The sequence below is a fragment of the Tenacibaculum sp. Mcav3-52 genome, from assembly GCF_022347665.1.
Lineage (GTDB): Bacteria > Bacteroidota > Bacteroidia > Flavobacteriales > Flavobacteriaceae > Polaribacter > Polaribacter mesophilus.
In genome coordinates this window covers 319,475-343,702 of the sequence record NZ_JAKRGE010000003.1, presented here as the reverse complement: position 1 = coordinate 343,702, position 24,228 = coordinate 319,475, and the positions used below count along the sequence as shown (strand labels likewise).

25 protein-coding genes are annotated in these 24,228 nt (G+C 30.0%); 15 read left to right on the top strand and 10 right to left on the bottom strand.

Annotation, left to right across the window (positions count from 1 at the left end):
- The first annotated feature begins 102 nt into the window (after positions 1–102).
- Positions 103–297: a hypothetical protein gene (locus MHM83_RS10720; RefSeq protein WP_239179692.1), complete on the top strand. Its 195-nt coding sequence runs from the start codon at positions 103–105 to the stop codon at positions 295–297.
- Between the two features lie 60 nt (positions 298–357).
- Here the strand turns inward: MHM83_RS10720 and MHM83_RS10715 are convergent, their stop codons facing one another.
- The 5 genes from MHM83_RS10715 to MHM83_RS10695 all read right to left on the bottom strand — a co-directional run bounded on the left by MHM83_RS10715 (position 358) and on the right by MHM83_RS10695 (position 4,664).
- Complete coding sequence (locus tag MHM83_RS10715; RefSeq protein ID WP_239179690.1) at positions 358–1,329, bottom strand: NAD-dependent epimerase/dehydratase family protein; 972 nt, start codon at positions 1,327–1,329, stop codon at positions 358–360.
- Positions 1,330–1,331: 2 nt separating this feature from the next.
- On the bottom strand, positions 1,332–2,117 hold the full coding sequence (locus tag MHM83_RS10710; protein WP_159617113.1) for an SDR family NAD(P)-dependent oxidoreductase: 786 nt from the start codon (positions 2,115–2,117) through the stop codon (positions 1,332–1,334).
- Positions 2,118–2,243: 126 nt separating this feature from the next.
- Positions 2,244–3,263, bottom strand: coding sequence for a helix-turn-helix domain-containing protein (locus MHM83_RS10705; RefSeq protein ID WP_239179688.1), 1,020 nt, complete (start codon positions 3,261–3,263; stop codon positions 2,244–2,246).
- A 165-nt stretch (positions 3,264–3,428) separates the two neighbouring features.
- Positions 3,429–3,584: a hypothetical protein gene (locus MHM83_RS10700; protein ID WP_239179686.1), complete on the bottom strand. Its 156-nt coding sequence runs from the start codon at positions 3,582–3,584 to the stop codon at positions 3,429–3,431.
- A 60-nt stretch (positions 3,585–3,644) separates the two neighbouring features.
- Positions 3,645–4,664 carry a helix-turn-helix transcriptional regulator gene (locus MHM83_RS10695; protein ID WP_239179684.1) on the bottom strand — a complete coding sequence of 340 codons (1,020 nt, stop codon included), beginning with the start codon at positions 4,662–4,664 and terminating at the stop codon, positions 3,645–3,647.
- Between the two features lie 151 nt (positions 4,665–4,815).
- Between MHM83_RS10695 and MHM83_RS10690 the strand changes: the two genes are divergently transcribed.
- From MHM83_RS10690 to MHM83_RS10625, 14 genes are all read left to right on the top strand, one after another.
- Entirely contained in the window at positions 4,816–5,271 is a 456-nt protein-coding gene (locus MHM83_RS10690) for a phosphatase domain-containing protein (protein ID WP_159616986.1), read from the top strand.
- Positions 5,272–5,297: 26 nt separating this feature from the next.
- Positions 5,298–5,588 carry a hypothetical protein gene (locus MHM83_RS10685; protein WP_239179683.1) on the top strand — a complete coding sequence of 97 codons (291 nt, stop codon included), beginning with the start codon at positions 5,298–5,300 and terminating at the stop codon, positions 5,586–5,588.
- A 71-nt stretch (positions 5,589–5,659) separates the two neighbouring features.
- Positions 5,660–5,944, top strand: a complete 285-nt coding sequence (locus MHM83_RS10680; protein WP_159616982.1) for a hypothetical protein — start codon at positions 5,660–5,662, stop codon at positions 5,942–5,944.
- Positions 5,945–6,089: 145 nt separating this feature from the next.
- Positions 6,090–6,386 (top strand): S26 family signal peptidase, encoded by a 297-nt coding sequence (locus MHM83_RS10675; protein WP_231128412.1) that lies wholly within the window; start codon positions 6,090–6,092, stop codon positions 6,384–6,386.
- Between the two features lie 708 nt (positions 6,387–7,094).
- Positions 7,095–8,486, top strand: a complete 1,392-nt coding sequence (locus MHM83_RS10670) for an RtcB family protein (RefSeq protein ID WP_073184000.1) — start codon at positions 7,095–7,097, stop codon at positions 8,484–8,486.
- Between the two features lie 100 nt (positions 8,487–8,586).
- Complete coding sequence (gene prfH / locus MHM83_RS10665; RefSeq protein WP_239179681.1) at positions 8,587–9,279, top strand: peptide chain release factor H; 693 nt, start codon at positions 8,587–8,589, stop codon at positions 9,277–9,279.
- Between the two features lies 1 nt (position 9,280).
- Positions 9,281–9,796, top strand: a complete 516-nt coding sequence (locus tag MHM83_RS10660; RefSeq protein ID WP_239179679.1) for a tetratricopeptide repeat protein — start codon at positions 9,281–9,283, stop codon at positions 9,794–9,796.
- A 799-nt stretch (positions 9,797–10,595) separates the two neighbouring features.
- The gene (locus MHM83_RS10655) at positions 10,596–11,696 is read left to right on the top strand and encodes a slipin family protein (RefSeq protein ID WP_239179677.1); all 1,101 of its coding nucleotides are present in this window, start codon (positions 10,596–10,598) and stop codon (positions 11,694–11,696) included.
- A gap of 881 nt (positions 11,697–12,577) precedes the next feature.
- The gene (locus MHM83_RS10650; protein ID WP_239179676.1) at positions 12,578–13,519 is read left to right on the top strand and encodes an alpha/beta hydrolase; all 942 of its coding nucleotides are present in this window, start codon (positions 12,578–12,580) and stop codon (positions 13,517–13,519) included.
- Between the two features lie 64 nt (positions 13,520–13,583).
- A complete protein-coding gene (locus MHM83_RS10645) occupies positions 13,584–13,913 on the top strand; it encodes a hypothetical protein (protein ID WP_239179674.1) in 330 nt (109 codons plus the stop codon).
- A 33-nt stretch (positions 13,914–13,946) separates the two neighbouring features.
- Positions 13,947–15,092 carry an MBL fold metallo-hydrolase gene (locus tag MHM83_RS10640; protein ID WP_231128411.1) on the top strand — a complete coding sequence of 382 codons (1,146 nt, stop codon included), beginning with the start codon at positions 13,947–13,949 and terminating at the stop codon, positions 15,090–15,092.
- 39 nt (positions 15,093–15,131) lie between these two features.
- Entirely contained in the window at positions 15,132–16,064 is a 933-nt protein-coding gene (locus tag MHM83_RS10635) for a helix-turn-helix domain-containing protein (RefSeq protein ID WP_239179672.1), read from the top strand.
- A gap of 556 nt (positions 16,065–16,620) precedes the next feature.
- Entirely contained in the window at positions 16,621–17,823 is a 1,203-nt protein-coding gene (locus MHM83_RS10630; protein WP_239179670.1) for a multidrug effflux MFS transporter, read from the top strand.
- 4 nt (positions 17,824–17,827) lie between these two features.
- Positions 17,828–18,523: a pseudouridine synthase gene (locus MHM83_RS10625; protein ID WP_047788823.1), complete on the top strand. Its 696-nt coding sequence runs from the start codon at positions 17,828–17,830 to the stop codon at positions 18,521–18,523.
- 138 nt (positions 18,524–18,661) lie between these two features.
- Here the strand turns inward: MHM83_RS10625 and MHM83_RS10620 are convergent, their stop codons facing one another.
- The 5 genes from MHM83_RS10620 to glmM all read right to left on the bottom strand — a co-directional run bounded on the left by MHM83_RS10620 (position 18,662) and on the right by glmM (position 24,100).
- Positions 18,662–19,141 (bottom strand): Lrp/AsnC family transcriptional regulator, encoded by a 480-nt coding sequence (locus MHM83_RS10620; RefSeq protein WP_047788824.1) that lies wholly within the window; start codon positions 19,139–19,141, stop codon positions 18,662–18,664.
- Positions 19,142–19,223: 82 nt separating this feature from the next.
- Positions 19,224–20,279, bottom strand: coding sequence for a M14 family zinc carboxypeptidase (locus MHM83_RS10615; protein ID WP_073184187.1), 1,056 nt, complete (start codon positions 20,277–20,279; stop codon positions 19,224–19,226).
- 7 nt (positions 20,280–20,286) lie between these two features.
- Positions 20,287–21,753 (bottom strand): aminotransferase class V-fold PLP-dependent enzyme, encoded by a 1,467-nt coding sequence (locus MHM83_RS10610; RefSeq protein WP_167713839.1) that lies wholly within the window; start codon positions 21,751–21,753, stop codon positions 20,287–20,289.
- Between the two features lie 102 nt (positions 21,754–21,855).
- The gene (locus MHM83_RS10605) at positions 21,856–22,674 is read right to left on the bottom strand and encodes a hypothetical protein (RefSeq protein WP_370641988.1); all 819 of its coding nucleotides are present in this window, start codon (positions 22,672–22,674) and stop codon (positions 21,856–21,858) included.
- 31 nt (positions 22,675–22,705) lie between these two features.
- Entirely contained in the window at positions 22,706–24,100 is a 1,395-nt protein-coding gene (gene glmM, locus MHM83_RS10600; protein ID WP_239179668.1) for a phosphoglucosamine mutase, read from the bottom strand.
- Between the last annotated feature and the right edge of the window lie 128 nt (positions 24,101–24,228).

Genomic DNA, 24,228 nt, shown 5'->3' with positions numbered 1-24,228 from the left:
GTTTTTCCTTACTAAAAATATGGTTTTTTTTATAGTAAACTCTTTTTTAAAGGTTATTTTCGGAAAACAGAATAATATTTATAACCCCCAAAATACTTTATAATGAAAAAAGTAATTTTAAACGTAAAAGGATCACAAGAGTTAACAAAAACAACCTTAAAGAACATTAAAGGAGGAAATGCAGTACCTTTTCCTTTTCCTTTTCCTAAAGAATGTGGAGGAGATGGTTCTTTTATTTATCAAGATGGAGTAAAGGTATGTTGTTACAGACCTACCACTATGGACTATATTTGTTAAAAATTGTTTAATATAGGATATAAGAAAAAGGCTTTAGTTTATAAACTAAAGCCTTTTTTGTTAATTGTTTTTGATTTTGGAAAAATAGAGAATAGCATCATCTATAGCCTTATTAATAGGTAGATATTCAATCTTTAAATCTCTTACTGACTTAGTATTAGAAAAAAAGTTGTTTATACATAAAGTACGCATATTCGTTAAACTTAAAGAAGTTTTTATACCCATACTTCGGAGAACATCTCCAAAATAACCTATCATAATAAGTATAAACTTAGGGATTTGAACCATCAAAGGTAATTGATTAGTTACTTTGTTAAGTTTATTAAAAAAATCTTTATAACTAAGGTTCTCGTTTGCTAGTAAATACTTCTCTCCAAAAGAATTTGTAGTTAGTACTTTTATAATGCCATTAGCAACATCTTTTACATGTACAAAGTTTTTTCCTCCTGGAGGATAAAATATTACTTTCTTTTTCCATCCCATGTATATTATTTTCCCCGAACTAGGTTTAGTATCGTAAGCTCCTAACATAAAAGTAGGATTTACGATAGCTGTTTTTATCTTATGGTTATTTTTTAACAAGTACTTCTCAGCTTCAAATTTACTTTTCGCATAATATGATTGTTTAAAAAGTTTACTCATTTTATTATTTTCAGCTCCCGGTTTTTGAAAAGAACCATACCCTAAAGTATTGGCAGTACTAACAAAAATAAAACGTTTAACATTACATATTATAGCAGCATTGTATAGTTGTATAGTAGTATTACAGTTTATTTTCTTATAATCAGAATACCTCAATAAATTTTGACTAGTTGTAGCAGCAGCATGTATTACTACATCTACATTATTTAATAAAGAAGTAAAGTCTATAAATAAATCACCTTCAATTAATTTTAAGTGTTTATGTTCTTTTCCTTTATAGTTTTGTTTTTTTCTGGTAAGACCAATAACAAAATAACCTTGTTGTAAAAGTTCATGACATAAATTAGTACCTAATAAACCATTAACTCCAGTAATAAAAATTCGTTTCATTTTTAAGCTTCTCTTTTTATTATACTTGTCATCATAGGTATTTTTATCCAATTAGGTAAAAGAATAGAAATAAACCAACTCATTGGGTTTATAACTATAAAAGCTTTTCGTTTAAACATTTTTTTTATTGAATACTTAGCAACCTTTTTTGGATCTAACAAGGTTAATTTACCTAAAAAGCCTTGTTTTTTTATTCTTGCAGTAATTTCTGGATTTGTTTTCATAGCTCCAGGGTTTATAACACTAACAGAAATATTAGTGTTTTTTAGCTCTTCTGAAAGACCTAATGAAAATGAGTGAACAAAAGCTTTTGAAGCAGGATAAACTGTTTTATAACCTAGAGGGGAAAAAGCAGCAATGCTTGATACATTTAAAATATATGATTTTTTTTGCTCTTTTAAATTAGGAAGTAATTGATGTGTAAGTATTGTTATTGCTTTTATATTGACTTGAATTATATTATTAATATAATTAAGAGAAACGTCTTCTATTTTTTTTGTTCCACCAGTACCAGCATTATTAATTAGAATATTAATAGCGTATTTTTCCTTTAAATAACTAGTTAATGATTTAAGGTTAGCATCTGAAGAAAAATCAGTTTCATAATAGGCTACTTTAACATTGTAGTATGTTTCAATTAGGTTAGCCAGTTTATTTAAATTTTGTTTAGGAAGACTAATTAAAATGAGATTGTGTTTTCTTTTGGCCAATTCTAATGCAAAAGCTTTTCCTAACCCTTGACTTGCTCCTGTAATAACTGCAAACGTATTATCTGTATATTCTTTCATTTGTCTTTTTTTAAATATGTAAACAAAATTAGAACAAGAGATGATTTAAAATGCCCTTGTTTATAAATGAGAACAAGAATTCAAACTATTGTCAATCAATTACTTAAACACTTGTATTGTTCTGTGTTATAAACTAGAACTTTGTTTTTTAAATTCCGAAGGTGTTTGATTTGTAAGCTTTTTAAATGTAGTATTAAAAGCAGTTTTAGAACTAAAACCAGACTCAAATGCAATACCTAATATAGATAGTTTTTCAGAAGATTTATCCATTAATAATTTTTTAGCTTTTTCTATACGATAACTATTGATAAACTGATAGAAATTTTGATTAAATCCATTATTAATAACATATGATAATTGGTGCGATGTTATTTGCATTTCTTCCGCTAAAGAAGCCAAATTAATGTTGTTATCTAAATACAAATGCTTAGTTTTCATCAAAGCATTTAATTTAGCTTTTAATATAACAAGCTCTTTGTCTTTAATAATTTTTCGTTTATTAGTATCAATTTCATCATCATCATTCTCAATAGCAATAATATCTTCACGGTGTTTTTGGTTAGTCGGAAAAATTTCTTTTTGTTTTAAGGAGTTGTAAGTCATAAACAAGACAACACCTAACGTAATAATGTTTAGGTATAGGTTTAAGGGTAGTCCAATATAAACAAGGTTAAAAACACTTATAATTAAAACTAGAACCATAATTACAAGAATAATATTTTCTAACCATTTCAAATTAATTTCATCAGTATTAGATGAAAACAAAGTTATTTTTCGCTGATGAATACGAAGTCTTAAAAACGATTTTGTAGTAAATATAATCGCATTAACAAGTATTAATGTTACTAATAAAAACTGATAATTAATAATCGAGATGTAATCATAAATAATTGCAATTAAATAAACTATTGGTATAATAAATACCGTGCTGTCTTTAAACGTAAAACTATAATTAGGATTAGAAAAAAACAAAACACTGATATATAGTAGTATAGGGGTGAAAAATTGTATAAATGAAATTACTAAGTTTAGAAAAAGACCAAAAGGTTCTGCCTTTGTTAGCAAAACAATTTCTTCTAACCAAAAACTTGACCATAAAAATAAAGTTATCCCAAACCAAATATTAGCTTTTTTATTTACTCTCAATGGGTTTGAAAGCATGATAAAAGAAAGTAGTATTAATGAAGAAAAAACAAGTATTTGAATAAAATAGATAAGCAATTAATTTTGTTTTTCACAAATATAAGTTCTTATCTCTAATTTAATAGGGTCTAACACTTAAGTTTTTTTATTAATTAACCGTAGTATTACTTAGACTTTTTTAATTGGTAATAATTCCTCAGGAAAAGGGAATAAAATTGTTAAGTTTTTCTCTGCGGCAATATATGTATTTACCAAATCTAAATTTAATACAGACCCTATTACCGATTGGTGCTGCCATTTGCCAAATGGTTGTCCTTCTGACAATTAAAAAGCTAAATAATATATTCGGATTAAAAGTTCGCTTTTTTGTACAAAAGAATAAAGCTACAGGTGTGTCTGCTTTTTAATAGCGTATCTGTTTAGAGAGTTTTCTAGTTTCTGAATCATTCTTTTTCTAAGTTTTTCAGGTTTTAACACTTCTATACTATCACCAAAGCCCAAAATTAAACGTTCCAATTCATAATTAGGAATAACTAAAATATTAAAGATAGCCCCGTCATCTGTATATTTTATCAATCGTTGAGATTTATGAAAAGGTTTCGTGAGTACATAAGGAGTATTTGCTTTATCTACCCAAAAAGCAATACGTTGTGGTCTCGTATTTGAAACTGTGACACCAACAACATCTTTATAATAAACATCACCATTAATTGCTTTATCTATATATGTTGTGTTTTCAACTTCCATTACAGAATTTATACGATCCAAAGCTAAGGTTGTTTCTTTACCCTTTACGAGTGCTAATAAAAACCATCTATTATTAAACTCCTTTAATAATTGTGGGTGCAAGGTTATTATACTGGCTTTTTCTGCTTTAAACGACTGATAATTTACTTTTAATACTTTTTTTTGCTGTATGGCATTGTATAAAGGATCTATAAATGACAAGCCTTTTAGTTGTTCGTTTTTATCTAAATGAATAATAGCTCTATTGTGTTTTTGAGAAGAATATACCGAATCTTCTAAACGTTGTAGCACTCCGTCCATTTCTTTGAATAAAGAAAAGTCTTTAAACTGACGTAATACTTGAATGGCATCATTCATCACCTTTACATCGTTTTCAGTCACAGGAATATTCATAATGGAATACCCTTCTTCAGCATAACGGTAATATTTACGTTGATAGACTTCAATTGGAGCATTATACCCTAATTTATCACTACGCATCATTTGAATATCTAACTGAATCGTTCTTTTACTTACATAAATATCTTTTCCTTCGTATTCATACAAAGCATCCGAACAAGCATCAATTAAATCATTCAAAGTCCAAGTACGCATGGTGTTTCTGAGGCATTGATCAATTGTTTTATATCGAATTAGTGCATTTTTGTTAGAAGCCATTTTATAATTTTTTAGTAAAAATGATAAATTCTTTTTTAGTACGCAAAAAGATTGCGTAATACAGCTAAATATTTGCAGTGTGATTAAGAAAAAGAGATCGTTTAAGTGGGGAAGTTGCCATGAACATAAAAAATATTTAAAATACAGAAAAATGAAAAAACTAAAAAATGAATATAGAAATCAAGATGAAGCTTTACCAAAAGCTATTATTTGTGATTTAGACGGAACTTTATCTTTAATACATAACAGAAGTCCTTTTGATGGTAGTAGGTGTGAACAAGATTTACCTAATGTGCCTATCGTTAATTTAGTAAAGAATTACCAACAATTAGGATATAAAATACTTCTTTTATCAGGTAGAGAAGCTAAATATCAACCAGAAACAGTATCTTGGTTAAAAAAGCATGAAATAGCTTATGACGCACTATGGATGCGTAAATCAAAAGATAATAGGAAAGATGCGATTATTAAAGAAGAGGTATTTAAAAGAAAAATAGAGCATAAGTACTTTATTGAGTTTGTTTTAGATGATAGGAATCAGGTGGTTGATTTATGGAGAAAAGAATTAAAACTCCCTTGTTTACAAGTATTTTATGGTGATTTTTAAAAATCAAGAACAATTGATTAAAAATAATGGAAAGAAAAATAACTCAAAAGTTAAAACAAAAGGCATATCAGCTTTTGGTAGATAGAATTGACATAGAAGTTTTTGAAAGCTTTTTATACAAACTGGTAGAAAATAACGAATTCAATAGTAAAGATTTACTATTTGACTTTATAAATATTAATTATAAATCTAATGATTATAGAAGAAGGTTATTAAACCTTATAAAAGATAACAGCTCTGAGAAAGAACTATTAAGTTTAGAAGTGTATTCTTTATGTTTGACACTATCAAGGTCTAATGAAAACAGGTTGTTTTAAGTGCAATTAATTCATTATCAGGTTTAAATTCACAAACTGAATATCAATATGATATATTATTTGAATTTTATATGTTAAATGACAATATTTTAGGGGATGGTTTCTATTATTATTCATTAACAAATGAGCAGGCAATAGATAGAGCAAAATTATTTTCAGAAAAAGTCATTTCAAAATTTAATTCATTCAAAGAAAATGAAGATTGGTATGGATTTTTAAATTGCGAAATAGAAGTAAAAAGTGATGATAAGGTATTAAAACAAAATAATATTATAAAAGAAGTAAAACTAGATGAAAACAAAAGTTTAATAAGAAAGAGTATCGATTTATTTAAACAAGCTTTAGGAGTAGATTAAACTAGTAATACTTAATTTAAAATCAATCTAATAGGTAAAACCAACTAAAAATATCATATTTGCAGCAGTTCATTGAAATGGCTTGGTAATTTTATGAGATATGTAAGACAATAGTGTTTTACATAATTTATAAAATATGATACTAATGAATTGGAAAATTCAAAAATTAAATAATGGAGAAACCATTATTTCAAAAGAGCCAGGTAACTCTATGTTGCCTATTTTAAAATCTAAACAACCTGTAAAACTAAAACCAATAAACTGGGAAAATTGTAAGGTTGGCGATATTGTGTATTGCAAAGTTCGTGGAAACTGTTTTACACACCTTGTAAAAGGAAAAAACAATAAAAGAGGTTTGCAAATAGGAAACAATCATGGAAGAATAAACGGGTGGACTAAGAATGTATATGGAATAGTAGTAGAGATATTACCAATGCCATAGGCATTTTAAGAAAGAAAAAAAAGAGAATGAAGGTTCTCCATATTTTATAAATTAATTAAACGAAATTTAACCTATGCCAATGCAATTTATACACATATCGGACGCTCAAAAGCGATTTTTATGGAGTTATCAATAAGGTTATTGTAGTATAAAATCACTAAAAGCGTCCAAATTATATAATTTGGACGCTTTTTTTTATAAAAAACTTCAAGTCTTTGAAAGTTACATGTAAAATGCTACATAGCTTACAACCAACAGGTTACTAGTCTGAAGAAATTCGGATAGGATACTTATATCTTTATTTTAGTATAAGTGTTTGATTTTTAGTAAAATAAAGTCATTTTAAACTTGTGTAATTCAAAAAAGACTCACATCTTTGCACCAGTAATTTTTATACAGAGCGCAGTTCAAGTATAAACATACTCAACAACAAAATAATAATTTTTAAAAACGAAGTAACCATGTTCAAATATCAATTAAACATAAGTACAGTAAAAGAACCAGGTTCTTTTGTACACACGCTTCGCGATTTTCTTCATACATAGAAATAACAACAACTTATATATGAAAAATCCGAAGCCTCAATAACGTTTCGGATTTTTTTATGCTACACATTTCCGTATAGTTTTCAATTTCCGAAGCAAAGAGAAAAATATTGATACAAAGCACTAATTAGAAAATTGGTGCCCAACCTTATAATGTCTCAACATGGGAAATAAACTAAAAGGAAAAGATCTAATCAAATTAGGCTTTCCAAAAAACAATAGTATAAATATTGCCTTAGGGCAAATTAACCGATATAGAAAAAAAGAAAAGAAAGAACGCATTTTAGAAGAAGCAAAAAATGTATTGCTTTATCCAGAAAAATATCAAGGAAATGCTATTTGGGGTAAAGTTGCTGAAGGTTTAACCAAGCCTGTTGAAATTAAAATGCATGAATTACGAAATACAAGAGCTCCGTTTTCTATTTATGGAGAAAATGAAATTGATGAGCAAGCTAAGTTTCAGTTGTACGATGCTTTAAAATTACCAATTGCGGTACAAGGAGCTTTAATGCCTGATGCACATTCAGGGTACGGATTACCCATAGGTGGCGTGCTTGCTACTGAAAATGCAGTAATTCCGTATGGGGTAGGAGTAGATATTGGCTGTAGAATGGCATTGAGTATTTTTCCGATGAAAGCTTCTTATTTAAAAGGAAAGCAACATCAATTAGAAAATATCTTGAAGGAACATACCAAGTTTGGAATGTATGAAACACATGATAAAAAACAAGACCATGAAATTTTTGAACGGAATGAGTTCCAAGACATCCCCTTACTAAAACGGTTAAAAGTAAAAGCATATAATCAATTAGGAACTTCTGGAGGTGGAAATCACTTTGTGGAGTTCGGAATGGTAACTATAACAGATGAACACAATGAATTTAATGTGCCTGTAGGAGAGTATGTGGGATTGTTAACGCATAGCGGATCACGTGGATTGGGAGCAAACATTGCAAAACACTATACCTATTTAGCGAGTAAACAATGTCCGTTACCTAAAAATGTACAACATTTAGCATGGTTAGATTTAGATACGCATGACGGACAAGAATATTGGCTAGCAATGAATTTAGCAGGTGATTATGCCAAGGCATGTCATGATAATATTCATAAACGAATTGCAAAGTTATTAGGAATAAAACCTTTAGCAATGATTGAGAATCATCACAATTTTGCTTGGAAAGAACAGCTAAATGGAGTTGAATGTATTGTACATAGAAAAGGAGCAACACCTGCTAATAAAGGAGCATTGGGTATAATTCCGGGGTCTATGACCGCACCAGGATACATTGTTAGAGGTTTAGGGAACCAGGAGAGTTTACAATCGGCATCACACGGAGCAGGAAGAAAACATTCAAGAAGGAAGTGTAAAGAGAAATTTACCAAAAGTGATATTAAGCATCAGTTAAAAATGAATGAAGTTACGCTCATTGGAGGTGGAGTAGATGAAGCTCCTATGGCGTATAAAAATATCAAAAAGGTAATGGCTAATCAACAAGAGTTAGTTGAAGTATTAGGCACTTTTACACCGAAAATCGTACGAATGGATAAGTAAAAAGAATCGTCATTCTGAAAGAGATAACAACTGAAGCAATCTGCTTACCGATTAACAGATTGCTTTGTTTCACTCGTAATGACAGGAATAGGAAATTAAAATGAACATAAAAATAATACAATTTACAGCGGGTCGTGGACCTTCGGAATGCTGCTGGGTAGTAGCAAAAGTGCTAAAAGCATTTATAAAAGCTGTAGTAGAACATAAGATAACGTATGACATTCTTCATAAAGAAAATGGAATAGAGAATGGCACCATACAATCAGTAAGTGTTCAATTAAAAGGAAATAACCTGTCTTTATTTTTAAAAGATTGGTTGGGCACTATTCAATGGACAGGAAAATCAACCTTTAGAAAATACCATAAACGCAAAAACTGGTTTATAGGTTGTTTTGAATTGGAATATAATAATGAGTTAACCATACAAGAAAAAGACATCGAGTTTCAGGCAATTAGAAGTTCTGGACCTGGTGGACAACATGTAAATAAAGTAAGTTCTGCTGTACGAGCAAAACATAGCACAACAGGAATTCAAGTATTGGTTTCAGAAAGTCGTTCACAGCATCAGAATAAAAAAATAGCTGTACAACGTTTAAAAACCTTGATAGGAAATCATAATGTACATCAATTACAAAGCACCATAAAACAAGAATGGGAAAACCATTTAGATTTAGAAAGAGGAAATCCAGTACAAGTATTTGTTGGAACTGATTTTAAAGTTAAGAACAACAAAAAAAGATTTAAAACAACACGTAATCAATTAAAAAATGATTTGCGTAAACAATTAGAATAAGATGAAAACATTAGCAAACAATTACATATTTAAAGCATTAGATGCTTTTCCTTATGAATTAGAAGAAACCATGGAGGCATTAACATATGCTTTGGTCTATGAAGAAAAAAATGTAGTAGCGTTGTGCTTAATGGGACGCATTTATGCAGAGCACTTAGGTGATTTTGAAAAAGCAAAACTGTATTATACAGAGGCGTTAGCAGAAAACATGTATGCTTTTAACGTATATCCGCATTATATTAATGTGTTATTATGGAATGAAGACTATGAAGAAGCTGAACGATTCATCGATTTCGCATTGACCATAAAAGGTTCCGATAAAGCAATTTTATATACAGGTAAAGCCCAATTATATGAACAGAAAGAAGCGTATAAAAAATCATTACAAACTTTAAAACTTGCTAAAAAGTACACGTATAATAGTGACTATATGCGGACTGTAAGAGAACATATAGAACGTGTAGAGGATAAACTTCCTAAGAAAAAGAAGAAAAAAAGTAAGAAAAAGCAAGAATAATTTTTAGTACGCAAAAACATTGCGCAATACTGTGTAATATTTGCAGTGTACTTATGAAAAAGATGTTTGCTGTGAGATAAAAATTGCTATGAAAAACCTCATTACACCAAAGAGTAAAATGAGGTAGCCATAAAAGTTCATTTACATCGTATAATAAAAATATCAAGCAAGTCTTGTTGCGTGTTTCTGTATAGCACCATTGTATACATTCTTACAGTATATGTATTAGAATTGTATATGCAACTGGTCTTGAAGGTTTTGATTATTCACCAAAAAATAATCGCACTCTATGTACGCAGGTTCAAATCCTGCCATAACGAAAGTTATGTAGCTAAGTCCGGTTAAAGCAATAGAGAAAATTCGTGTGGGTTCGAATCCCACTATCCGAAAGGATATGGCGGAGCGGTCAAACGCACTGGATTTCGGTTCTAGTAATTATGGTAAGCCTTACGGCATGTCGGTTCGAGTCCGACCTCACGACTTGAGAAAAGTCATCAGGAAGCTCATCATCTTGTAAAACTGATGAACCTAAAGTGTTGAATGTTTAATGAGTTTTTAAATAAACACTTATAAACGTACTTTGAAATAATAACCATTACATAAACAATGTATTGAAATTTAGTATGTCAGTTATAGTATCAATTAGTATAACCCATGTAGTAAACAACAATACAAAAGCTATGTAATCTTATTATTTCCGTGGGCTTATAAGCATTAACATTCAGTACTTTTTACAAAAACAAACAAATTTCTCTATGGTGAGAAAAACAACGTATAAACAATTAAAAACAAAAAGATTATGAAAAGAATAACAATTAATCAAGGAAAAGTAGGATTAGTATTTAAAAAAGGAGATTACATAAAGGTAATTAAAGCGGGTACACATTGGTTAGGGTTTAATCAAACAATGGCAGTATACGATTTAACAAAAGATTTTTATACATCAGTAGCTTTAGAAGTGTTGTTACAAGACGCAACTTTAGCAGCAATGTTAGAGATTGTTGAAGCACAAGACAATGAGTTAGTTTTCATGTACGAAAATAATAACTTTAAAAGAGTTTTAAATGCTGGAAGACATGTTTTCTGGAAAGGGTTTATTACTAGAACCTTTCAAAGAATAGATATAAGCAAGATTGAGATTACTGAAAAAGTTGATGCCTCTTTATTCAATAATTATGAGGTAAACAAATATGTTAGAACTTTTGAAGTTGCTGCCTACGAAAAAGCGGTGTTGTTAGTGAATGATACCTACCAAAAAACATTGGTAGGAGGGACGTATAGGTTTTGGAAAAATGAAACAACTATTAAAATAGCGAAAGTAGACACCAGACAATTACAATTAGAAATTGCAGGTCAGGAATTGTTAACTAAAGACAAAGCAAATGTTAGAATTAACTTTTATACGCAGTACAAAGTAACTGATATTGAAAAAGCGTTATTGGCTAACAAAGACTATGAAAAACAATTATATGTAAACATGCAGTTAGCATTGAGAAAATATGTAGGGCACTACACATTAGATGAATTATTAGCCAATAAAGAGGATGTTTCTACAGCAGTTTTTGAAGAAACAAAAGCGAATGCTGAAAAATTAGGTGTAGTAATTCAAGGTTGCGGAATTAGAGATGTTATTTTACCAGGAGAAATGAAAGAAATCATGAATCAGGTATTGGTAGCACAAAAGAAAGCCCAAGCTAATATTATTACCAGAAGAGAAGAAACAGCCTCAACGAGAAGCTTATTAAATACTGCTAAATTAATGGAAGACAACGAAATGTTGTTTAAGTTAAAAGAAATGGAGTATGTAGAAAAAATTGCTGATAAGATTGGAGAAATTACAGTTACTGGAAACGGAAATGTAATTAAACAGTTAAAAGAAATATTTGTAGCTAATAAATAATTACATTGGCAAAATTAGAATTTTAGAAGTTAGGTATAAAAAATATATAATTTGTTTATATCTAAAACCTAACTTCTAAATTCTTTTACTTTTAAATAGTTTTCAGACGGAGATATAAGAATTATATTTAACATAATATTTAAAAATATAATTCAGAAACTTCAACGAATATTAAACACTTATAAAAAAGATTGTTACAGGTTATCTACATGTGGATATGAATAAAATTACAGTGTCGTAAAATGACTGTAACAAATTTGTAGATACCATAAAACATATCTACAATTAAATAAAAAACACTTCGTCATTCTATTTACACAATTTAAAATGTATTATAATGTACCGCGTTATGTAACTTTGCTTTAGTAAAAGCAATAGTTTCATTTGCTGATTTTTCTTTTAAAAGTTTTCTTCTCCAAAGCTTCTTTCACTACAGTTAATGGAACACTCTTTTGCTTTTTTTGGCGTTGGCAAGCGATGGATAATTGTGTTATAAATAAATTGCATTAAGCAATTTGATTTTATAAAAGCAATCGAGCGTTTGGTAGCGGCAATTTTACATAATGGCAAATTATAGTTACAAATGGTTTTCCTTATAAATCTAAAATCTTAACCCGTAAGAATCTCGTATTTGAAATTTTAATGACCCAAGTACCAAAGTTTATTGTGTGTTAAAGACTTTCTGGGATATTTTACATAATATGGAATTATAGCTTACAATTTATTTTGTACTATAATTAATATTATGTAAAATAAAGACTAAATTATTTAACCATTAATACTTTGAGAAATTTCTTCTTGCAATAAATTGTTTTAACCAAAATGTGTAAGTCTGATACCAAAATGTATAAGTATTGTAGGATAATACGGCTATAAAAAAGATGAACAATTTAAAAGCAGGAAAAAATAGTGTGACATTCACGTCATTTGGAGTAGAATTAGCAGGAGATCTTTACCTACCTAAAGGATTTGATTCAAACAAGAAGTACAAAGCCATAGTAAGTGCTAGTCCGTTTCCACAAGTTAAAGGACAGATTATGGCAACCTATGGACCAGAAATGGCAAAAAGAGGGTTTGTTTTTTTGGGATTTGATTATTTAGGAATGGGAGATTCTCCAGCATTACCAGGAGAACATAAAAAATCTAGATACATGTTTAGATTAATAGAAAATACTTGGGATGCAGTATCTTATCTCGGTACACTTCCTTTTATAGAAGAGATTGAAGGACTAGGTGTTTGTCAGGGTGGTTCTATCATTGCATCAGCAGCAGTTACAGACCATAGAATTAAGAAAATAGCAATGGTTTTTGGTATGATGGCAGCAGATGGTTTTCAATGGTTAGGTAGAGAAGTTACAGATCCTATGATTGCAGCTGCTAATGATTCTATGCAAAAACAGTACGAAACTGGAGAACCTGATTATTATGCTCCATTTGGATTAGATGATGAAATGACTAAAGAAGAGTTTGTTACTACTGCCGCTTACCCAGTAATGGCAGAAGAAACGTATAATTACTATGGAAAAAACGGTGAAAAAGGCCCTGGAACTGTTAAAAATGCTTCAAACATACATATTGCAGACCAAGCCATGCAGTCTTTAATTTCTATTGGAGAGGCTTATGCAGATAAAATTGTACAACCAAGTTTAGTAATATATAGTACCAATGCATCTACTGCCCCCTGCTCTACCCAATTTATAGCAAAACTTACTAATGATAACACAACATTAGCATTTGATGATTTTACTCATGTAGATTTTTATTATAAGCCTGAAGCTGTAAAAGCATCAACAGATGCTGTAGCAGAATTTTTTAATAAATAATTTAGATAGAATTTTTACAAGTATTAAACTCCTAATCGATTAATAACGTCTTAAGCTTTTCTATATGAAAATACAAGAACTAGAAACACTAGTGAAAGGGCAGAAAGTACATCAAATTAAATGTGGTAATCATCGTTTTATTGATATCACTATCGTCGCAATTGAAGGACGTTTTTTTGTACGTCAGTATAAGTTCGGAAAACGAAGCTGGCATCATGCTTTTTTAAAGCATCCTGAAGGTGCTATGAAAACTGGTAACACAGTTGTAGATATTGATGGTGTTATTCCCACGGATTTAGAAGAAATAAACCCTAAAGTAAATAAAGCATATCTAAAATTATTAGGATTGATTTATCCAGTAATGCGATTGACATTTGACACAAAAAAAACATGAAGCGTCTACTTTAGAGCTTATTCCCAAAAGTCTATGAAAAATAGTATACAAAAAATTATAAAAAAAATGTTGATTACCCTCTTATCACTTATTGGTATTTTGATAGTTGCTTACGTTTTGATTGTCAAATTTTATCCTTCTTTTGGTGGCGACGTCACAAAAAAAGATTACCAATCTTATACTAGTTCTAAACAATACGAAAATGGCAAATTCCGTAATAAGGATGCAAACGTTCCGCAAAATTTAGGGTTTAATGATATGGTAAAATTATCCTGGAAATTCTTTACTACCAAAGTTAAAAACGGAAGACCAAAGCAAGACTTACACGTTCAAAAAATAGATTCGATAAATGTTGCTGATTATAAAGGTGACACACGCTTCATTTGGTATGGGCATTCGGCTTTCTTAATGCAAACACAAGGAAAAAACATTCTAATTGACCCAATGTTTGGTAAAGTAGCTGCACCAATGAACTTTTTAGGTGAAAATCGTTTTAATAAAGAGATACCTCTAGAAATTGAGAAATTACCTAAAATAGATGCTGTAGTCATTTCCCACGACCATTACGATCATTTAGATTATGAAAGTATTGAAAAGCTAAAATCAAAAGTAGAACACTATTTTGTTCCACTAGCCGTTGGAGTGCATTTAAAAGCTTGGGGAATTTCCGAAGAAAAAATTACGGAACTTGATTGGTGGGGAGAAACAACATATAAAGGTTTGCAGTTTATCTGTACACCATCTCAACATTTCTCTGGTAGAAAAATGAATAATCATCAGAGTACTTTATGGAGTTCATGGATAATCAAAACACCAACTGATAACATCTTTTTTAGTGGAGATAGTGGTTATGGTGAACACTTTACAGAAATCGGCAACAAATATGGACCATTCGATTTTGCAATGCTAGAATGCGGACAGTACGATGAGCAATGGCAAGACATACATATGCTTCCAGAGCAAACTGCGCAAGCAGGCGTAGATTTACAAGCAAAAAAAATAATGCCAATTCATTGGGCCGGTTTTAAACTGGCATTACACTCTTGGACAGACCCAATTGAACGTGTTACTAAAAAAGCAAATGAACTAAACATACCTTTGGTAGCACCAAGAATTGGCCAAACATTTACCATAAATAATATCGAAAACAGTGATTCCAGCTGGTGGAATGAATATTAATAATAAATCGTAGATTTACAAAGTACAGAAATCATGAAAATGTCAAGTCTTAACTTCAATTCCATAACAGAATTCCACGACCATTTTAGTTTAAAAATGCCTGAAAATCCTTTATTTAGTATTATCCATACTGAATTAGAAGAAGATGAATATGAGAGTTGTGAAGCTTATGCTTTTGACGAACCTGTAGAAATAAATTGCCAGTTTTATGGTATCAGCCTAAAGAACATTATTTCAGGGGAACTCTCTTATGGACGTACTAAATATGATTGTACTAAAGGAACAATGTTGTTTACAGCGCCAAACCAAACTTTAATATTTAAAGATTTGGTGTTTAGTTCAGAGAGTTATCATATAGCATTTCATAAAAATTATATACAAAGCCTTGATATTTATGAAAAAATCAAGACCTATAATTTCTTTAATTACAATGTAAACGAAGCACTTCATCTATCACCTAAAGAAGAAGAGATAGTAAAAAATATTTTCAAGAGTATTAAAGCCGAATATTATAATAATCATGATGAGTTTAGCAAAGAAATCATTATTTCTCAATTAGAAACTTTATTAAAGTATGCTGATAGGTTTTACAAAAGACAGTTTTTAAATAGAACTGATGATAACAAGATTTTAATTACCAAATTTAAAGATATATTAAACACCTATTTTGAACAAAACTTATTTGCTGAAGAGGGAATCCCTACTTTAGATTGGATGGCTACACAATTAAATGTAAGTCATCGTTATATGAGTGACACTATAAAAGCTGAGACAGGAAAGACAGCTGTAGACCAAATCAATTTATTTTTAGTTGATGAAGCTAAAAGTTTATTGTTGAATCCAAATTTTTCAATATCTGAAACGGCATATAAACTGGGGTTTGAATATCCTCAATATTTCACTAGAGTTTTTAAAAAAAAGGTAGGAATGAGCCCAAAAGAATACATAAAAAAGTATTCTTCTTTGAATTAGATTTTAATTATTGGAAAGGCTTATGCAGATAAAATTGTACAACCAAGTTTAGTAATATATAGTACAAATGCATCTACTACCCCTTGCTCTACCCAATTTATAGCAAAATTTACCAATAATAACATAACATTAGCATTTGATGAATTTAGTCATGTAGATTTTTATTATAAGTCTGAAGTTGTATAAGCATCTTTCGATGTTATGGCTTAGTTTTTTTTATAAACAAGGGTAAATATAACTCACCCTTGTTTACTCTTTATTTTTTTATTTAATTATTAATAATATCTATAATATTTTTTAACAAAAAAAGTAGGGTTATTTTATTTATAACTGTTTCATAAATTGTAAGATGTATATAGTATATGACGCTGTTCTGAATAAAAAGCCCCTTCACTTTATTACATTTTTTTGTTTCACTACATTTTATTCTTGGCAGCGTCTTTTTTATTAGACATATATAGTTTATAGTATTGTTTGTTTAAGGCTGTTAAAAAAGCAGCCTTTTTTTAACTTTTATCCATACTTCTAACTAAAATAAAGGCAGTATTTTTGCATAATGCAAAAAAATAATCAATCGAAATTAGAATTCATTGCTTTAATGGCTTCTCTAATGTCATTAGTAGCTTTATCAATAGATGCATTACTCCCAGCTTTAGAACAAATAGGTATTAGTATTCGAGTTCAACAAGGATCACACGATAGTCAATTATTAGTAACAATGATTTTTTTAGGACTAGGCTTTGGGCAATTAATTTCTGGGCCAATTTCTGATAGTTTAGGAAGAAAGCCTGTTATTTATGGTGGTTTTATACTTTTTGTTATTGCAAGTTTTATTTGTGTTAGTGCTACAAACATAGAAATGATGGTTTTAGGAAGAGTCTTACAAGGAATAGGACTCTCTGCTCCTAGAACAATTAGTATTGCCATGGTTAGAGATAGTTTTAGTGGAAACTACATGGCTAAAATTATGTCGTTTATTGTGGTGATTTTTATTTTAGTTCCTGTTGTAGCTCCTGCTATTGGTAAGTTAATGTTGGATGCTTACGGATGGAAATCTATATTTTATAGTCAACTAATATTTGGTGTTTTAGTAATGTTTTGGTTATGGAAGCGCCAACCAGAAACTCTTCAAAAAGAAAATAGAATTAAGTTTGCATTTCGTTTATTTTTAGATGGGTCAAAAGAATTTATAAAATATAAACAAGCTGTAATTTTTACACTTATATCTGGTTTTATTACAGGGTCATTTATGGTATATTTAAGTGCTTCACAGCAAATTTTTCAAGAGCAATATTTATTGGTAGACGAATTTCCATATATTTTTGCTGGTTTAGCTATTTCTGTTGGTTTTGCTACTTTTTTAAATGGTTCGTTTGTTATGAAGTTTGGAATGCATAAACTCGTTTCATTCTTTTTAATTATATTTTCAATTGTTCCTATTATTTATATAATATTATTTTATCAAAAGGAAAATCCAAGTATTGTAGTATTATTAATCTTCTTTGCACTACAGTTTTTCTCTATCGGATTTTTATTTGGAAATCTTCGAGCATTAGCAATGCAGCCTGTTGGACATATTGCTGGAATTGGAGCTGCAATTAACGGATTTGTATCTACCATTATGGCAGTACCAATTGCTACATTTATAGGAAAATATGTTGAAACCACTACTCTCCCACTTTTTATAGGTTTTTTTATATGTGGTGCGTTATCTTTACTCCTTTTAAACTTCACCAAATTAAAACCAGTAAACGAATAGTATAATGAAGCTAGATGTTATTTATGAAGATGAATATGTGTTATGCGTATCAAAACCTAATAATGTAGTTGTACATCATGCGCATCATTCTAGAAATGTTGCTGATGAATATTCTTTGTTACAAATAATTCAACAGCAATGCAATCAAAAAATGTATCCAATTCATCGTCTTGATAGAAAAACGTCTGGAATTATATTACTTTCTAAGGAAACAAAGTTTGTAGCTAAGTTTCAAGAACTGTTTACTAATAATGAAATACAAAAAACGTATTATGGAGTTGTTAGAGGTCATGCTCCTGAAACTAAAATTATAGATTCTCCTGTAAAAGGAAGAGATGCCAACGTACATAAAGATGCAGAAACACATTTAAGTACTATAAAAACGGTTACAGTAAATATTCCTGTAAAACCTTATGACACATCTAGGTATAGTTTGGTAAAGTTAGCCCCTAAAACAGGTAGATTACACCAGTTACGAATCCATATGAACAAAATTAGTCATCCTTTAATTGGAGATCCTAAATACGGTGATAAAAATCACAATACAATGTTTATTGATAATTTTGATTGTGAAAACCTTTTTTTACACGCTTATTCTTTAGAGTTCATTCATCCATATTCGAATAAAAAATTATTAATTAAAGCTGATTTCCCTAAAGATTGGTATGTAGTTTATGAAAAGTTTAATTGGAGTTTATAATAATAGTCTCCTTATACTCTACTCTTTTTTATAAATTAAATACTGTTTTTATTTGAATAGAAATAGCTAATTTATTGAAAACAATAAAAAAGGGTAGCATAATTATGCTACCCTTTTAACTTTTTTAAAAATAGTTTTTTAAATATCTTTAAAAATTGCGTGCATTAAACGCTTTTTATCATTGATGCTTTCTTCAAGAGCAATCATTGTTTCTGTTCTATTAACTCCATGAATATCATCTATTCTGTAAATAATGTCTTTTGCATCGTTAGTGTTTTTAGCACGTACTTTACAGAAAATATTATATTTTCCTGCAGTTACGTAGGCTACAGTTACATTAGGAATCAATCTTAAATTGTCTAAAACATGTTGTGTCATAGATGTCTTCTCTAAAAAAATTCCAACGTGAGCAATAAATGAATACCCCATTTTTTCATAATTCAAGGTTAAAGTAGATCCTTGAATAATTCCTTCGTCTTCCATTTTTTTTACGCGTACATGTATAGTACCTGCAGATACTAACAGCTTTTTTGCAATGTCTGTAAATGGTGTACGAGCATTTTCAATTAAAATGTCTAAAATTTGATGATCGATTTCATCTAGTATGAACTTCTTCATTTTTTTGTTTTCTTCAAGTAATATTGCTAAAATATGGTTTTTTTCTAAAAAAAATAAGTTTTATTTAAAGAAAGTAGAATTTTTAACTGTTTTTTATGAATTCTTTGTGAGCTAAATACATAGATAAGTTACCTTCTTTTTCCTTTGTTAAAACGAGTGCAAATTTATCATTTTCTATAGTTTCTACATACTGATATGCAACATCTTTTTCATTATTTTTTGATCGATAAATCACATCGTAGAAGTTCTTGATATTGTTAGGGATAGCTAAATATTTTTTAAACTCTTTAAAATTATTTGTTAAAGAAATATGATAAATCCCCTGTAAAAGCGCATAAAAATTGAATTTTCTAACCTCTTCCCTTTCGTAATCACCTGCAAAATGTCCTGCTTCAATTAGTATTGTATTATGTCCTAACTTTTGAAAATTGTCTCCTGTTGCTGTAGGGTAAAATTCATCCGTATAACGACCAACATGATTGGGTATGATTTCTTGTAACAAATCATTCATAGCAACAATTACATTCATTGTTTCTTTTCTCCCTTCTGTAATTGTTCTTTTTTCTTCTTCTGAAGGGGCTAAAAACGATATTGTTGCTGGGTTTTTAGTTCCTTCAACACCAAAAATAGTTCTTTGATCATGTAAATTGAAGCAAAATTGAGGATTTACCTCTTCTAAAACACTACGTAAAAGTTTACTTTCTTTGGCTTCTAACTCAACAGCATCTCTGTTTAAGTCTACATTGTTAGCATTAACACGTGTATATGCTTGTGCTCCATCTGGATTTAGCATAGGAACAATGGTAATACTACAATTATCTATAATAGATTTTGTTATTTGGTGAGTAGGAAAGCGTTGTAAGAAGTTTAAAAAATCGAATACAGCTTTGGTTCCAGTACTTTCGTTACCGTGCATTTGACTCCAAATAAGAATTCTTTTTTTGCCTTTTCCCAATTTTAATTTATAAATGGCCCTTCCTTCTTCAGACTCTCCAATAATTTTTGTTTGAATTTCTGAGTTTTGTAAGCCTAAATATAAAGGCTCTATATCTGTTAGTGTTATCCACCTTCCAGATATAGAGTCTTCTTTAATTTTTGAATAATTATCTTCTAAAAAAGAGCTTTTTAAGTGTGTCATATCATAATTATAACGAAAACCAATCAGTTACCAGTTGTTTTTCAATTGGTTCAATGGTTTTATGTACATAATCATTTTTAGCAATGTCGTACTCATAGTCTTTAGACCATTCTTCAATATTTTCGGCTAACGTTTGTAACGATTCACAAATAAATTGTACTTCTTCATTTGTAATTGTTGGATGTACTGATAAACGTACCCAACCTGGTTTTTCTGTATTACAACCTTCTAATATTTGACCTTTTATTTCATTTGATCTTATTTGGTCTACATTTAATAAGAAATGTCCATAAGTTCCTGCACACGAACATCCACCTCTAGTTTGAATTCCAAATCGGTCGTTTAGTAATTTTACAACAAGGTTAAAGTGATATTTTTCAAAGTAGAAAGAAAAAATACTCAAACGATCTTTATGATCTGGAGCTAATATTTTAACTCCTTCCAAATTTTCTAAACAGTTAAAAATAATTGGATTGATTTCATCTTCACGTTCCTTTATTTTATCAGTACCCATTTGATCTTTTACTTGAATACATAAAGCTATTTTTATAGTTTGTAAAAAAGCTGGTGTCCCTCCATCTTCACGCGTTTCTACATCATCAAAATAATCATGTTGCCCCCAAGGATTTGTATAACTAACCGTTCCTCCTCCAGGATTATCAGGAACCATATTTTTATACAGTTTTTTATTAAAAATCAACACCCCAGAACTTCCTGGACCTCCTAAAAACTTATGTGGAGAAAAGAAAATAGCATCTAAATATTCATCTTCTTTTTCTGGATGCATATTTATATCTACATAAGGTGCAGAACAGGCAAAATCGACAAAGCATAAACCACCGTAACGATGAATTAAAGAGGCTACTTTATGGTAGTCTGTCTTTATTCCTGTTACATTTGATCCTGCTACTATAGAAGCTATTTTAATAGGTCTATCTAAGTATTTTTTTATAGTTTCTTCAAACTTATCTAAACACACTAAACCTTCATCATTACAAGGAACAACCTCAACATCTGCTATAGTTTCAATCCAAGATGTTTGGTTCGAGTGATGCTCCATATGACTTACAAAGACAATAGGTCTTTTTTCATCTGGAACCTGTGTGTTTTCTTTTAAATTTTCATTTATTTTTAGTCCTAAAATACGTTGAAATTTATTCACTACTCCCGTCATACCAGAACCTTCCGTAATTAAAACATCATTGGAAGAAGCGTTTACGTGGCGTTTAATAATATTTCGTGCTTCGTGATAGGCTAAAGTCATAGCAGCTCCTGATGTAGAAGTTTCTGTATGAGTATTGGCTACAAAAGGTCCAAATTTATTTAAAAGTTGTTCTTCTATAGGTCGATATAATCTTCCACTTGCAGTCCAATCCGTATAAATCATTTTCTTTTCACCGTAAGGTGTTTGAAAAGTCTGATCTATACCTACAATATTTTTTCTAAACTTATCAAAATACTGTTCTAAATCCATAGTTGAAATCTCTAGTTGTTTGTTAGGTAGCGTAAAATTAGCAGTATATTATTTGTTTGCCTAAAATAGTTATAATATTAACGTATTTATAATACTTTGTTATTAAAGTCTAAATTTACCTCCTATTAAAATGGTATTTTCAAAAAAGTAAAAACTTTGTGATGCTGTATCTATAGGGCTTTTAGTTGTTCTAACATCTGGCATATAAATATAACCTCCTTTTAAATCAGCCTGTACAAAAAAGTGTTTTAAGAATGTTATATTTAAACCACCTCCAATAGAAGCTCCGTATCCTGATAAATGAAAATCATCGTGACGCTCCATGCCTAAAAGGGTTGTGTTGGTTCTTGGGTATAAAATACCAAGCCCCACTCCTTCTGTTAAATTAATTTGTAAGTTTTCTAAGTTTAAACCAAACCAGTGACTCACATCATCAAAACGTTTTACTTCTACATTTACATAATTTAAACCGTCAGTGTGTTCAAAACGTAAAAAATCTGCTGCTAAACTGATAGTTTCGTTATTATATGTTCCATCATACTTCGCGTTTCCTATATTAATATTTCCATTAATTTTTACATCTTGATCAGCTATCATTACATATTTCATATGATCTACTCCAATAGAAATAGTATAGTTTTCTTTAAAGAAATATCCTATTCTATAATTTGTTTGAGGGATCGTTACTCTCCCTGGATTAAAATAATCATTAAATGAAAACTTAGTCTGTCTATCTTGAGCTTTTACATTTTGTAATGTAAAATCGTAATTAGCTCCTTTAAAACGAATATCTGAATTAGAATAACTAGCCCAGTTCCATCCCCAATAAACGAAGAATTTTCCTTTGTTAGTTACTTTTTTCTTTTGAATGATTTCTTCGTTTTTCTTCTGCGCTATTATTGATGCTGAAACCATCAGCATTAATAAACTTACTATTTTTAATTTCAATGAACTATTGTATTATTTGTTGTATTTCAGTTATAAATCTTTTAGCTAAAGCATCTGCATTGTCTTGGCTAGTACTTTCTGTATAAATTCTGATGATTGGCTCGGTATTCGATTTACGTAAGTGTACCCACTCGTTAGCAAAATCAATTTTTACACCATCAATAGTGTTTACATCTTCATTTTTATAGTTATTAGCCATTGTTTCTAAAATCTTATCAACATCAATTTGTGGTGTTAACTGGATTTTATTTTTGCTCATAAAGTAGCTAGGATATGAATCTCTTAAGGCTTTACAAGATATTTTTTTATGAGCCAAATGTGATAAGAATAACGCAACTCCTACCAACGAATCACGTCCATAATGAGATTCTGGATAGATAATTCCTCCATTTCCTTCTCCTCCAATTACAGTATTGGTATCCTTCATCATTTGTACTACGTTCACCTCTCCTACTGCGCTTGCCGTGTATGTTCCTCCATGTTTTTCAGTAACATCTCGTAAAGCTCTTGAGGATGATAGGTTAGAAACAGTGTTACCACCTCCTAATTGACCTAAAATATAATCGGCACAAGCTACTAAAGTGTATTCTTCTCCAAACATAGAACCATCTTCAGAAATTAGCGCTAAACGGTCTACATCAGGATCTACTACAATACCTAAATCTGCTTTTTCCTTGACTACTAATTCAGAAATATCCGTTAAGTGTTCTTTCAAAGGTTCTGGATTGTGTGGAAAGTGTCCGTTGGGTTCACAATATAATTCTACACATTTTACTCCTAATTCTTTTAGTAAAGCAGGAATAGCAATACCTCCAGTAGAGTTTACACCATCAACAACAACTTTAAATTTCGCTTTTTTGATGGCTTTCTTATCTACTAAATCTAGTTTTAAAACTTCTTTAATATGCTTCTTTATGTAGTTCTTCTTTTTTCTATACGCTCCTAAATCGCCAACTTCAGCAAACTCAATTGTTGTATCATTTTCAGCAATCTTTAAAATGTCTGCTCCATCTTCACCATTTAAAAACTCTCCTTTTTCATTCAATAATTTTAAAGCATTCCATTGTTTTGGATTGTGTGAAGCAGTTAAGATAATACCTCCATCTGCCTTTTCTAAAGGGACAGCAACTTCAACAGTTGGTGTTGTAGATAAACCTAAATCGATTACATCAATTCCTAAACCGACTAGTGTATTTGCGACTAAGTTACTTATCATTTTACCCGAAATACGGGCATCTCTACCTATTACAATGGTAATTTTTTCTTTTTCGGAGTTTTTCTTTTTTATAAACGTACCGTAAGCTGCTGCAAATTTTACAGCATCTATAGGTGTTAAGTTGTCACCTGTATTTCCGCCTATGGTACCTCTAATACCTGATATCGATTTAATAAGTGTCATATTAATTTTAATTGATGAGCAAATATAAAGCTATTTAAGAAAGTATCCTTTAAAAAGAGTAAGCTTTAACTGTAACATTTGTTACATAAGGAACTAAAAAAACCGTTAAACTTTACAGCTTAACGGTT